Raw genomic sequence first — 12,859 nt, forward strand, 5'->3', positions numbered from 1 at the left:
CTTGGGCCGCGCCCGGGCCGCCCCTAGGCCCAGCTTACATCGCCCAGAAAGATATAGCCCGCGCCGTAGATCGTCTTGATCAGGCGCGGGTTTTTCGGATCCTCGCGCAGCTTGGTCCGCAGCCGTGAGATGCGCACATCCATCGCCCGGTCAAAGCTTTCGCCCGCAGCCCCCCCCAGCACCTCTTGCATGGTGGCGCGGCTGATCAGCCGTTTCGGCCGGTCAAGGAAGAGGCGCAGCACCTCGCCCTCGGCCTGGCTGAAGGGGGTTTCGACCCCTTCGGCATCCTCCAGCGTGAAACGGTCGAAATGCGCCGTCCAGCCGGCAAATCGCGCGGTCTGGCTGGCCTCGGGGCCATTGGCCGGGCGGTCGCGGCGCAGGCGAGCGCGGACCCGGGCCACCACCTCGGCGGGATCGAAGGGTTTGATGATATAGTCATCCGCCCCCAGTTCCAGCCCCGTCACCCGGTCTTGCACCTGGGCGCGGCCCGAGATGATGATCACCGTCGCCCCCTTTTCCAGCGCCAGCCGGTGCACCAGGGTCAGCCCGTCGCGGTCGGGCAGGGACAGATCCACCAGGCAAAGGTCCGGCGTCATGTGGCGTAGGGCGGCCTCGAACTCGGTCGCGCGGCCAAAGGCCTGGCTGCGGAACCCGGCCTCTTCCAGCGCGGCCGACAGGATCGAGCGGATGTCGGGCTCATCGTCGAGGATGGCGATCAGGGGCGCTGTCATGGCTCTCCTCCCAGAGAGAGGAAGCCCGCCAGGGCCTCCTGGTCGAAGGGTTTGCGCAGCACCGGCGCATGGGCGGCGGCACGGCGGTAGAGGGGATGGTCGGGGCGCAGCGAGGTCATGAAGAACAGCGGCGGCGGCGCCTCGGGCAGGGCGTCCAGCAGGTCGAGCCCGGTCGAGCCGCCCTCTAGCGTCAGGTCGGACAGGATCATCACCAGATCGGGCAGGTCGCGGGCGATGGCGCGGGCCTCTTCCGCCGCGCTGGCCTCGATCACCGAATAGCCCAGGGAGACCAGCATGTCGCGGACCGAGCGGCGCAGGTCCGGGCTGTCCTCAACCAGCAGGGCCAGGCCCGGGGTGACCGGCTGCGGCGCCTCGCGCCAGGGCAGGTGCAGGGTGACCTGGGCGCCGCCCGCATTGGCCAGGCGCATCCGCCCGCCCGCGCGCTGTGTCATGTCATAGACCATCGACAGGCCAAGCCCCGAGCCCTCGGCCCCCTTGGTGGTGAAGAAGGGCGTCAGCGCCTGATCCAGCGCCGCCTCGGTGAAGCCCGGGCCGGTGTCGGCCACGGTGATTTCCAGCCAGGTGTCCTTCAGGCAGCGGCAGGTGACGCGAATCTCGCCCCGCTCGCCCCCCAGGGCATCGCGCGCGTTCAGCACCAGGTTCAGCAGGCTGTCCTGCAACAGCCCGCTGTCCAGCCACAGCCGCCGCGCGCCCAGCTCGTCCGCCAGCACCAGCGAGATGTGATCGGGCAGGGTCGACCAGGCCAGGGTGCTGAAATCGCGCAGGAAATCCGACCAGACCACCGGGCCGGGGCTGTGGTCGCGACCGCCGGTCATATCGGCGATCCGGTCCAGCAGGCGCCCGCCGCGCTTGGCCGCGCCCAGGGTCGCCGCCACCAGCCCCTGGGCGTCGCGCGACAGGTCCATCCGCGACAGCTGCGATTGCAGCCCCAGGATGATGGTCAGCAGGTTCGAGAAATCATGCGCCATGCCAGAGGTCATCTGCGCCGCCAGTTCGCGCCGCTTGGTCTGGGCCAGGGCGGCGCGGGTCTGGCTTTCCTCGGTCACGTCCATCGACATCAGATAGGCGCCATCGGCTCCGTTGGGGGTCAGCGCGGTGCGGATACGGCGCGAGCTGGTCTCGTCGGTGAACTCGAAGGTGGCGGGCTGCCCGGCCAGGGCCGCGTCCAGATAAGGGCGCACCGCTTCATAGGCCTGGCGGCCCAGCACATCGGCGATATGCAGCCCCACGATATGCGCCGGTCGGCCCGGCATGATGCGGCTGAGGCGGCGGTTGGAATAGGTATAGATCCGGTCCGGGTTCACATGGCCCACATGGGCGGGCAGCATCTCGGTGGTCAGCCGGGTGCGGGCCTCCATCTCGGTCAGCTCGCGCTTGGCCTCTTCCAGGGCCGAGTTCGTCGCCTGCAACTGGCGGTTGGTCGCCGCCAGCTCCTCGGCCCGGGTCAGCAGCTCCGCCGACAGCTCGGCCGAGCGGGCGCGCAGCAGGCGTTCCTGGCGCTTGGTCTCGGTGATGTCGGTATAGACGGTGACCCAGCCCCCCTCGGGCAGGGGCGCCCCCTCGACCGAGATGATGCGGCCATTGGCGCGCGGGCGCTCCAGGTAATGCGGCTCGAAGGCCAGGGCCTTCTCGACCCGGACCTTGATCGCCTCTTCCAGGTTGTCGATGGGGCCGTATTCGCCGGATTCGCACAGAAAGCGGATCGTGTCCTCGAAGCCGGCGCCGGGGCGGGTCAGTTCGGCGGGCAGATCGAACATCGAGCGGAAGCGGCGGTTGCACTGCACCAGCCGCAGATCCTGGTCATAGATCGACAGGGCCTGCTGAATCATGTTCAGCCCGGCCATGGTCATCCGGTCGGTACGTGCCTGATGGCTGGGCATATTTCCTCCACTCCCCGGATCAGACCTAGCGGGAAACGGGCCTTCGAGAAAGGGGTTCGCTTTGCAGTTGCAGCGCGAATTTCGCGCCCGCGGCACCCGTAACAATTCGTTAGGATCCGGAAATGATGCGGCAAAACTTCGCGGCAAATCTTGACTAGTCAGGAGCGCCCGTCGCGGCGCCCCGGGGGGCAACCCCCGGCATGACCCGCCTTGAGGAGGGCGGCTATCCGGTCGGGGAGGACCGGAGCACAGGGAGGAGAACACCGTGGGAGAACTCTCGCACGCGGCGGGCGGGCCGGTTACATCCGTGCCCGCCCTGCTGGACCGGAACGCGAAGGCCTGGCCCGACAGCACGGCCTATCGCGAAAAGGAATTCGGCATCTGGCAAAGCTGGAGCTGGTCCGAAACACGCAGCGAAATCCGCAATCTGGCGCGGGGGCTGCTGAATCTCGGGCTGGGCCCGGGGGATTTCGTGGCCATCATCGGCGCCAACCGGCCGCATCTGTACTGGGCCATTCCGGCCGCGCAGATGGTCGGCGCCGTGCCCGTGCCGATCTACAACGACAGCGCCGCCGAAGAGATGGCCTATGTGCTGGACCATTGCGGCGCCCGGGTGGTGATCGCCGAGGACCAGGAACAGGTCGACAAGGTGCTGGAGGTCAAGGACCAGCTGCCGGGGCTGGAGCATATCATCTACCTCGACCCGCGCGGGATGCGGAAATACGACCACACCCATCTGCACGAGTTTTCCCACATCCAGGAACAGGGCCATGCCCTGCGTGATGAGCTGACGCCCGAGCTGGACCGGCGCGCCGCCGCCATCACCTATGACGACATCTGCGTCATGCTCTATACCTCGGGCACCACCGGCAAGCCCAAGGGCGTGGTGCTGTCCAATCGCAACATCATCGAGACCTCGAAGAACTCGGCCGAGTTCGACAAGCTGGGCGCGGGCGAAGAGGTGCTGGCCTATCTGCCCATGGCCTGGGTCGGCGATTTCATCTTCTCCATCGGCCAGGCCTATTGGAGCGGCTTCTGCGTGAACTGCCCCGAAAGCGTCGAGACCCTGGCCACCGACCTGCGCGAGATCGGGCCGAGCTACTATTTCGCCCCGCCGCGCATCTTCGAGACCCAGCTGACCAATGTGATGATCCGCATGGAAGATGCCGGGCGGTTCAAGAAGCGGTTGTTCGATCATTTCATGGCCCATGCCCGCAAGGTCGGCGGCGATCTGCTGGACGGGCGCCCTGTGGGCGGCATGGACCGGCTGAAATACCGCCTGGGCGAGCTGCTGATCTATGGCCCGCTGAAGGACACCCTGGGCCTGGGCCGGGTGCGCGTGGGCTATACCGCAGGCGAGGCGATCGGCCCCGAGATCTTCGATTTCTACCGCTCGCTGGGGATCAACCTGAAACAGCTTTACGGCCAGACCGAGGCCAGCGTGTTCATCACCCAGCAACCCGATGGCGAGGTGCGCTCGGATACCGTGGGCGTCGCCTCCCCGGGGGTCGAGCTGAAGATCGACGACAGCGGCGAGGTCTTCTATCGCAGCCCCGGGGTCTTCCAGAGCTACTACAAGAATGCCGAAAGCACCGCCTCGACCAAGGATGCCGAGGGCTGGGTGGCCACCGGCGACGCGGGGTTCATCGAAGAGGCCAGCGGCCATCTGCGGATCATCGACCGCGCCAAGGATGTGGGCAAGATGGCCGACGGCAGCCTGTTTGCGCCGAAATACGTCGAGAACAAGCTGAAGTTCTATCCCAACATTCTGGAGGCCGTGGTCTTCGGCAATGGCCGCGAGATGTGCACCGCCTTCATCAACATCGACCTGACGGCGGTGGGCAACTGGGCCGAGCGCAACAACATCGCCTATTCCAGCTATCAGGAACTGGCGGGCCACCCGAAGGTGCTGGAGACGGTGCGCGAGCATGTCGAGGCGGTGAACCGCAGCGTTGCCGAGGACGAGATGCTGTCGGGCTGCCAGATCCACCGCTTCCTGATCCTGCACAAGGAGCTGGACGCCGACGATGGCGAGATGACCCGCACCCGCAAGGTGCGCCGCAAGGTCATTGAAGAGAAGTTCCACGATCTGATCACCGCGCTGTACGACGGCTCCGACAAGATCTCGACCCGGACCGAAGTGACCTACGAGGACGGGCGCAAGGGCCATATCTCGGCCACGCTGACGCTGTGCGATGCGGCGGTGCAACCGGTGGCAAGCAAGAAGGTGGCAGCGGAATGAGCCTGGCAGAACAAGTACTTGGTCACGAGCGCGACGATGCGGACGGTGGCTGGATCACCGCCGACGGGCGCCAGATCGGCGCGGTGATGATGGAGATGAAGAACATCACCCTGCGCTTCGGCGGCGTGGTGGCGATCAAGGATATCTCCTTTGACATCCGCAAGGGCGAGATCCGCGCGATCATCGGGCCGAACGGGGCGGGCAAGTCCTCGATGCTGAACGTCATCAGCGGCTTCTATCATCCGCAGGAAGGCGAGGTGCATTACCTGGGCTCCAAGCGTCCGAAGATGCGCCCCTATGAGGTGGCCCGCCAGGGCATCGCCCGCACCTTCCAGAACATCGCCCTGTTCGAGGGGATGTCGGTGCTGGACAACGTGATGACCGGCCGTCTGAACCACATGAAGGCGGGGGTTCTGTCCCAGGCCCTGTGGAAGGGCCGCGCCGAACGCGAAGAGATCGAAAACCGCGAGAAGGTCGAGAAGATCATCGACTTCCTCGAGATCCAGAACATCCGCAAGAAGCCCGTGGGCAGCCTGCCCTACGGTCTGAAGAAACGGGTGGAACTGGCCCGCGCCCTGGCGGCCGAGCCGTCGCTTCTGCTGCTGGACGAGCCGATGGCCGGGATGAACGTCGAAGAGAAAGAGGACATGAGCCGCTTCATCCTCGACGTGAATGACGAGTTCGGCACCACCATTGCCCTGATCGAACATGACATGGGCGTGGTCATGGATCTGTCCGACCGCGTGGTGGTGATGGATTACGGCAAGAAGATTGGCGACGGCACCCCCGACGAGGTGCGCAACAACCAGGACGTGATCGACGCCTATCTGGGGGTGGCCCATGACTAAGCCGCAGCTGACCGCGCCCCGCCACCCCGCCCGCAACACCCGCGCCCCTGTCGCGCAACCGGAGGTCTGAGCCATGCCCGATCAATTGCTCTATGCCATGGAAGTGTTCCTCAACGGGCTGATGGCCGGCGTGCTTTACGCCCTTGTCGCCCTGGGGTTCGTGCTGATCTACAAGGCCAGCGGCATCTTCAACTATGCCCAGGGGGTGATGGCGCTGTTTGCCGCGCTGACCCTGGTGGGGATCATGGAAGGGCAGGTGCCCTTCAGCCACCTGATCAACGCCGCCTTCGGGACCGAGATCCACCACTTCGGCTGGCACCTGCCCGCCATTGCCGCGATCCTGCTGACCGGGGGGGTGATGATCGTCCTGGCCTGGGCGGTGAATCGCTTCATCTTCCGCCACCTGGTGGGGCAGGAGCCGATCATCCTGTTCATGGCCACCATCGGCTTGGCCTATTTCATGGAAGGCCTGGGCGACATCATGTGGGGCGCCGACATCAAGAAGCTGGACGTGGGCCTGCCGCAGGGGATCAACCTGTGGATCGACGACACCACCTTCGGCATCTTCGGCTACGGCTTCTTCATCGACAATCTGGACCTCTGGGCCACCGCCATTGCCGCGGCCCTGGTCGTCGCCCTGACCATCTTCAGCCAGTATTCCAAGCAGGGCCGCGCCCTGCGGGCCGTGGCTGACGATCACCAGGCGGCGCTGAGCGTGGGGATCAGCCTGAACTACATCTGGGTGCTGGTCTGGTCGATCGCGGGCTTCGTGGCCCTGGTCGCCGGGATCATGTGGGGCACCAAGTCGGGCGTGCAATTCTCGCTCTCGCTCATCGCTCTGAAAGCTTTGCCGGTTCTGATGCTGGGGGGCTTTACCTCGATCCCGGGCGCCATCGTCGGCGGTCTGATCATCGGGGTGGGCGAGAAACTGTTCGAGTTCGCCATCGGCCCACTGGTCGGCGGGGCGACCGAGAACTGGTTCGCCTATGTGCTGGCCCTTCTGTTCCTGGTCTTCCGTCCGCAGGGCTTGTTCGGGGAACGGATTATCGAAAGAGTGTAAAGACCCCGGCGGGCGACTGCGCGACTTTGTCGCGGCACCCGCCCGCCCGGGGCCCCCGGTAGAGGAGCCGGGGGGCATCTGGAGGAGATTTGACATGAAAGACGTGAAGGGAATCCGCCTGGTCGCCGCAACCGCGTTCTGGGTCGCCTACTGGGCCTTCGTCTTCTGGGCCGCGCGCCCGGGGCATCTGGAGGGCCAGCACCACCTGATCAATACGGTCATCGTCGTCATCGGCGCCGTGGCCGCCTGGCTGACCTATCTGACCGCGGCGCGCCGCATCAGCTGGGCGATGAAGGGAGAAGACGCATGAAACTGATCGCCATTGCCAACGTCGTGGCCTGGGGGGCCTTCTGGACCTTTGGCCTGATCGCCCTGTTCGTCGAGCTGGCCCGGGGCGAGATGCTGATCGCCTGCCTGCTGGCGGGCCTGGGCTTCCTGGCGGGCGTCGCCTGCCATCTGGGCCTGTGCAACCGCATCGCGCCGACACAGCGCATCGCACCGCAGATCGAGGGCTGACAAAATGCTTTACCGCGAAGCCGGGGATTTCAAGACCAGCTACCAGGCTGACAACCAGACCTTCCCGATCCGGTTCGACCGGGTCGCGCTACAGGTCACGCTGGTTCTGGCGCTGGGGGTGGTGCCGTTCATCATCAACGACTACTGGGCCAATGCCGTGGCGCTGCCCTTCCTGATCTATGCCATCGCGGCGATCGGGCTGAACATCCTTGTCGGTTTCTGCGGGCAGGTCAGCCTGGGCACCGGCGGCTTCATGGCCGTCGGCGCCTATGCCACCTACAAGCTGATGACGGCCTTCCCCGAGGTGTCGATCATCATTCACGTTCTGCTGGCCGGTGGCATCACCGCAGGCGTCGGCGTTCTGTTCGGCCTGCCGTCGCTGCGGATCAAGGGGTTCTACCTGGCCGTGGCGACGCTGGCGGCGCAGTTCTTCCTGGTCTGGCTCTTCAACCGGGTGCCGTGGTTCTACAACTACTCCGCTTCGGGCCAGATCAGCGCGCCCGAGCGCGAGGTGCTGGGCTATGCCGTCACCGGCCCCAATGCCGAGGCCTGGGTGACCTACCTGTTCTGCCTGCTGTTCCTGATCTTCGCCGCCGTGGTGGCCCGCAACCTGACGCGCGGCACCATGGGGCGCAGCTGGATGGGCATCCGCGACATGGACATTGCCGCCGAGATCATCGGGGTGAACCCGCTGTCGGCGAAACTGTCGGCCTTCGCGGTGTCGTCCTTCTTCATCGGCATCGCGGGCTCGCTGTTCTTCGCGGTCTACCTGGGCGCGGTCGAGGTGGGCGAGGCCTTCGGCATCAACAAGTCCTTCCTGGTGCTCTTCATGATCATCATCGGCGGGCTGGGCCGGATCGGCGGATCCCTGATGGGCGCGGCCTTCCTGGTGCTGCTGCCGGTGCTGCTGAAGAACGTGCTGGTCGGCAGCCTGGGCTGGCCCACCGACCTGGCGGCGCATCTGGAATTCATGATCGTGGGCGCGCTGATCGTCACCTTCCTGGTGGCCGAACCCCACGGGCTGGCGCAGCTGTGGCGCGTCGCCAAGGAGAAGCTGAGACTTTGGCCTTTCCCGCACTAGGGCGGGCCTGACCGGCGCCGCGCGGGGAAGAGGAGCCCCGCCAGCGCCGCCGACAAGGGGGCCCGCAAGAGGCGCCCGTGTCACGATACCGGGGAAGAGGAGCCCCGGCAGATGGACCATCGTTCCAAGGGAGGAGATTGAGATGGCGAAGACGAAGATGAGTGTCGCGGGCGCAGCCCTGCTGGCCGCAGGGGTGATCGCAGGCCCCGCCGCCGCAGACCTGGTGTTCCCGGACCTGAGCTACCGCACCGGCCCCTATGCCGCGAACGGCATCCCGTTCTCGGACGGCTACCAGGACTACATGACCCTGCTGAACGCCCGGGATGGCGGCATCGGCGGCGAGAAGATCGAGATCATCGAATGCGAGACCGGCTATAACACCGAGAAGGGTGTGGAATGCTACGAGGCGACCAAGGGCGAAGGCGCGCTGGTCTATCAGCCGCTGTCGACCGGCATCACCTATCAGCTGATCCCCAAGGCCACCGCCGACGGGATCCCCATGCACACCATGGGCTATGGCCGCACCTCGGCCAAGAACGGCGAGGTCTTCAGCTGGGTCTTCAACTATCCGGCCAACTACTGGGACGGCGCCAGCCACGCGATCAACCACATCCTTGATGTCAACAACGGCGACATCAGCGGCAAGACCATCGCGCTGGTCTATCACAACTCGGCCTATGGCAAGGAACCGATCCGCACCCTGGAAGAGCTGTCGGCCAAGCACGGTTTCGAGCTGCTGCTGCTGCCGGTGGATCACCCGGGCCAGGAACAGAAAAGCCAGTGGTTGCAGATCCGCCGCGCCAAGCCGGACAACGTGATCATGTGGGGCTGGGGCGTGATGAACCAGGTCGCCATTCAGGAGGCGGTGAACATCCGCTATCCGATGGAGAACTTCATCGGCATCTGGTGGTCCGGCTCCGAGAATGACGTGCTGCCCGCAGGCGACGGTGCCAACGGCTACAAGGCGCTGACCTTCCACAATCTGGGCATGGACTATCCGGTCTATGACGATCTGAAGCAATATGTGGTCGATGCCGGTCTGGCGGCCGGGGCCGGCGATCAGCTGGGCACCGCGCTCTATAACCGTGGCATGTACGCGGCCATGCTGGCCACCGAGGCCGCGCGCACCGCGCAGGACATCCACGGCACCGCGCAGATCACCCCCGCCATGATGCGCGACGGCATGGAAGCGCTGGAGATGACCGAAGAGAAGATGGCCGGGCTCGGCCTGCCGAACTTCGGCCCGACCTTCAACGTCTCCTGCTCGAACCACGGCGGCGACGGCCTGGGGGCCGTGGCGCAATGGGACGCCGAGGCGGGCAGCTGGTCCTTGATCACCGACTACGGCCCCTCGGACAGCGAGGTGCTGGACGCGCTGATCAGCGAAGACAGCATGGCCTATGCCGAAGAGAACGGCATCACCCCCGGCTGCGAATAAGCCGCGCTCATAGTTAACGGACGGTCCCCGGCCCCGGGGGCCGTCCTCCCCCGGGTCGCGAAGGCGCGCCGGGCGCAAGTGAAGCCAGGAAATGGGAGGGCGTCATGCTCGATTCCGCACCGATCAAAGAGGCGTCGACGCAGGAAACGCTTCTGGAGGTCAACAATATCGAGGTGATCTACAACCATGTGATCCTCGTGCTGAAAGGGGTCAGCCTGTCGGTGCCCAAGGGCGGTATCACCGCCCTGCTGGGCGGCAATGGCGCGGGCAAGACCACCACGCTGAAAGCGATCTCGAACCTGTTGCAGGCGGAACGCGGCGAGGTGACCAAGGGCTCGATCCTCTATCGCGGCAACCGCATCCAGGATCTGGACCCGGCCAGCCTGGTCAAGACCGGCGTCATCCAGGTGATGGAAGGCCGCCACTGTTTCGAACACCTGACCGTCGAAGAGAACCTGATGACCGGCGCCTATACCCGGCGCGGCAAGGGCGAGATCGAGGCCGATCTCGAGATGGTCTATAATTACTTCCCGCGCCTGAAGGTGCGCCGCAAATCCCAGGCGGGCTATACCTCGGGCGGGGAACAGCAGATGATCGCCATCGGCCGGGCGCTGATGTCGCGCCCCGAAACGATCCTGCTGGACGAACCGTCCATGGGTCTGGCGCCGCAGCTGGTCGAAGAGATCTTCGGCATCGTCAAAAGCCTGAACGAAGAGCAGGGGGCCACCTTCCTGCTGGCCGAGCAGAACACCAACGTCGCCCTGCGCTTTGCCCATTACGGCTATATCCTGGAATCGGGCCGCGTGGTGATGGATGGCGAGGCGGCCGCGCTGCGCGAGAACCCGGATGTGAAGGAATTCTACCTCGGCATGTCCGATGAGGGGCGCAAAAGCTTCCGCGACGTGCGCTCTTACCGGCGCCGCAAGCGCTGGCTGAGCTGAGCCCGCCCGTTCCCCCGATCCCCTCCCCAGATCCCCGCGCCCCGGAGAGCATGATGACCCGCCATTCCCGAACCCACCACTACGATGCGCTTGAGACCCGCAGCCCGGACGAGCGCGAGGCGGCGATCGCCCGCGACCTGCCGCGCCAGCTGGCCAATGCCCAGGGTCTGCCGGGGGCCGCGCCCGCTCTGGCCGAGGTCGACGCGGCGGCGATCACCAGCGTCGAGGCCCTGGCCGCCCTGCCGCTGACGCGCAAGTCGGACCTGGTGAAGCGCCAGGGGGCGGGGGCGCCGCTTGGCGGGCTGACCGCGCTGCCGCTGACGGGGTTCGCCCATGTCTTCCAGTCGCCGGGGCCGATCTATGAACCCGGCGGGGCCAGCCACGACTGGTGGCGCATGGGCCGCTTCCTGCACGCGGCGGGCATCGGGCGCGGCGATCTGGTGCAGAACTGCTTCGGCTATCACCTGACCCCGGCGGGAATGATGTTCGAGAACGGCGCCCGGGCCGTGGGGGCCACCGTGCTGCCCGCGGGCACCGGCCAGACCGATCTTCAGGTGCGCGCCGCCCATGACCTGGGGGTGACGGCCTATGCGGGTACGCCGGATTTCCTGAAGGTGATCCTGGATCGGGCCGAGGCCCAGGGCCTGCCCCTTCAGATCACCAAGGCCGCCGTGGGGGGCGGGGCGCTGTTCCCGTCGCTGCGGGCTGAATATGCCGAGCGCGGCATCGCCTGCCTGCAATGCTACGCCACCGCGGATCTGGGCAATATCGCCTATGAAAGCGCCGCGATGGAGGGGATGATCGTTGACGAGGGCGTCATCGTGGAAATCGTCACCCCCGGCACCGGCACCCCGGTGGCCCCGGGCGAGGTGGGCGAGGTGGTGGTGACCACCCTGAACCCCGACTATCCGCTGATCCGCTTTGCCACTGGCGATCTGTCGGCGGTGCTGCCGGGCGCCAGCCCCTGTGGCCGCACCAACCTGCGCATCAAGGGCTGGATGGGCCGCGCCGACCAGACCACCAAGATCAAGGGCATGTTCGTGCGTCCCGAACAGGTGGCCGATTTCGTCGCCCGCCACCCCGAGGTCCGCCGCGCCCGCGTCGTGGCCGAGCGCGAGGGCGAGATGGACGTGATGATCCTCCAGGTCGAGGCCGAGGGCGGCGACGCGGCCGCCTTTGCCTCCAGCGCCACGGACCTGCTGAAGCTGAAGGCGCGAATCGAGCTGCTGGCCCCGGGCAGCCTGCCCAATGACGGGCTGGTGATCGAGGATCGGCGCAAATACGACTGAGGGGCGGGGGCGCCCCGCCGCCCTGGCGGGCATCCTCGCCCGCCTAGCGCGCGCTGGCGCCCTCGGGCGCCCAAAGGTACAGCCGCCCGCCGCCGGTCTTGCGCCCGCTGTCGCGGACCCCGGGCAGGCGCCCGGCGCGCACCGCGTTCAGGAAGGCGTGCCCGGCCTTCACCTTGTCGCCGATCCACATCTCATCGAAACCCGCGCAGATGTCGCGGAAATGGAAGGGCCCCGGCGCCCGACCGGCCAGCGCGGCGCTGAGGTGGGTGATCTCATCCTCGGTCATGGGGAAAGGGTAGGGTGCCGCCGCGCCCGCGCCAAGGGCCGAACCCCGCCAGGGGCCGGGCCAGGTGCAAAAAGGCCAGATGCAAAAAGGGCCGCCCGAAGGCGACCCTTTTCGTGAAAAGCTCTGGCAGCTCTCAGCCCTGACGGGCCTTGAAGCGGCGCTGCGTCTTGTTGATCACATAGACGCGGCCCTTGCGGCGCACGACGCGGCAATCGCGGTGGCGCTGCTTCAGCGAGCGGAGCGAGTTCTTGACCTTCATGGCCTCTCTCCTCATGTCGCGGCGCGGCTAGCGCCAGGGTTTCGTGCAGGGAGGCCCGTGGGCGTCCCGATGAATAGAATGGTGGGCGATACAAGGATCGAACTTGTGACCCCTTCGATGTCAACGAAGTGCTCTACCGCTGAGCTAATCGCCCACACTGGCTCGAAAATCTTTGCTTCCACCTGGTCCGATCTGTCCCCTTTCAGGGCCGCTCTGACAAAGAAGAAGCGCGGATAACCGCGCCGGTTCGCGTCCTATAAAAGGAGT

General features: G+C 66.2%; 13 protein-coding genes and 1 tRNA gene. 9 read left to right on the forward strand and 5 right to left on the reverse strand.

Annotated features, from left to right (window positions below):
- Positions 1–23: 23 nt before the first annotated feature.
- Together ACRARE_RS18730 and ACRARE_RS18735 are read right to left on the reverse strand one after the other, a co-directional pair.
- The gene (locus ACRARE_RS18730) at positions 24–731 is read right to left on the reverse strand and encodes a response regulator transcription factor (RefSeq protein WP_432657990.1); all 708 of its coding nucleotides are present in this window, start codon (positions 729–731) and stop codon (positions 24–26) included.
- Positions 728–2,632 carry a PAS-domain containing protein gene (locus tag ACRARE_RS18735; protein WP_432657991.1) on the reverse strand — a complete coding sequence of 635 codons (1,905 nt, stop codon included), beginning with the start codon at positions 2,630–2,632 and terminating at the stop codon, positions 728–730. Before ACRARE_RS18735 ends, ACRARE_RS18730 begins: the two co-directional genes overlap by 4 nt.
- Positions 2,633–2,897: 265 nt before the next feature.
- Here ACRARE_RS18735 and ACRARE_RS18740 point away from each other — a divergent pair, with 265 nt between their 5' ends.
- From ACRARE_RS18740 to ACRARE_RS18780, 9 genes are all read left to right on the forward strand, one after another.
- Positions 2,898–4,874, forward strand: a complete 1,977-nt coding sequence (locus ACRARE_RS18740) for an AMP-binding protein (RefSeq protein WP_432657992.1) — start codon at positions 2,898–2,900, stop codon at positions 4,872–4,874.
- Positions 4,871–5,722, forward strand: a complete 852-nt coding sequence (locus ACRARE_RS18745) for an ABC transporter ATP-binding protein (RefSeq protein WP_432657993.1) — start codon at positions 4,871–4,873, stop codon at positions 5,720–5,722. The genes ACRARE_RS18740 and ACRARE_RS18745 overlap by 4 nt, the downstream gene beginning before the upstream one ends.
- A 73-nt stretch (positions 5,723–5,795) precedes the next feature.
- The gene (locus ACRARE_RS18750) at positions 5,796–6,782 is read left to right on the forward strand and encodes a branched-chain amino acid ABC transporter permease (protein WP_432657994.1); all 987 of its coding nucleotides are present in this window, start codon (positions 5,796–5,798) and stop codon (positions 6,780–6,782) included.
- Positions 6,783–6,876: 94 nt separating this feature from the next.
- On the forward strand, positions 6,877–7,092 hold the full coding sequence (locus ACRARE_RS18755; RefSeq protein WP_432657995.1) for a hypothetical protein: 216 nt from the start codon (positions 6,877–6,879) through the stop codon (positions 7,090–7,092).
- Positions 7,089–7,298, forward strand: coding sequence for a hypothetical protein (locus ACRARE_RS18760; RefSeq protein WP_432657996.1), 210 nt, complete (start codon positions 7,089–7,091; stop codon positions 7,296–7,298). The genes ACRARE_RS18755 and ACRARE_RS18760 overlap by 4 nt, the downstream gene beginning before the upstream one ends.
- A gap of 4 nt (positions 7,299–7,302) precedes the next feature.
- Positions 7,303–8,379 carry a branched-chain amino acid ABC transporter permease gene (locus tag ACRARE_RS18765; protein WP_432657997.1) on the forward strand — a complete coding sequence of 359 codons (1,077 nt, stop codon included), beginning with the start codon at positions 7,303–7,305 and terminating at the stop codon, positions 8,377–8,379.
- A gap of 142 nt (positions 8,380–8,521) precedes the next feature.
- Complete coding sequence (locus ACRARE_RS18770) at positions 8,522–9,817, forward strand: ABC transporter substrate-binding protein (RefSeq protein ID WP_432657998.1); 1,296 nt, start codon at positions 8,522–8,524, stop codon at positions 9,815–9,817.
- Between the two features lie 104 nt (positions 9,818–9,921).
- A complete protein-coding gene (locus ACRARE_RS18775) occupies positions 9,922–10,758 on the forward strand; it encodes an ABC transporter ATP-binding protein (protein ID WP_432657999.1) in 837 nt (278 codons plus the stop codon).
- Between the two features lie 53 nt (positions 10,759–10,811).
- Positions 10,812–12,047 (forward strand): phenylacetate--CoA ligase family protein, encoded by a 1,236-nt coding sequence (locus tag ACRARE_RS18780; RefSeq protein ID WP_432658000.1) that lies wholly within the window; start codon positions 10,812–10,814, stop codon positions 12,045–12,047.
- A 43-nt stretch (positions 12,048–12,090) separates the two neighbouring features.
- On the opposite strand, the gene ACRARE_RS18785 is transcribed toward ACRARE_RS18780, so the two are convergent.
- From ACRARE_RS18785 to ACRARE_RS18795, 3 genes are all read right to left on the reverse strand, one after another.
- Positions 12,091–12,333, reverse strand: coding sequence for a DUF1413 domain-containing protein (locus ACRARE_RS18785; protein ID WP_432658001.1), 243 nt, complete (start codon positions 12,331–12,333; stop codon positions 12,091–12,093).
- Between the two features lie 133 nt (positions 12,334–12,466).
- Positions 12,467–12,592, reverse strand: coding sequence for a type B 50S ribosomal protein L36 (gene ykgO, locus ACRARE_RS18790; protein WP_012177066.1), 126 nt, complete (start codon positions 12,590–12,592; stop codon positions 12,467–12,469).
- Positions 12,593–12,671: 79 nt separating this feature from the next.
- Positions 12,672–12,746 (reverse strand) — tRNA-Val (locus tag ACRARE_RS18795).
- Positions 12,747–12,859 lie beyond the last annotated feature (113 nt).

Origin of the sequence: Pseudooceanicola aquaeponti, assembly GCF_050897975.1 — a bacterium.
Taxonomy (GTDB): Bacteria; Pseudomonadota; Alphaproteobacteria; order Rhodobacterales; family Rhodobacteraceae; genus Pseudooceanicola.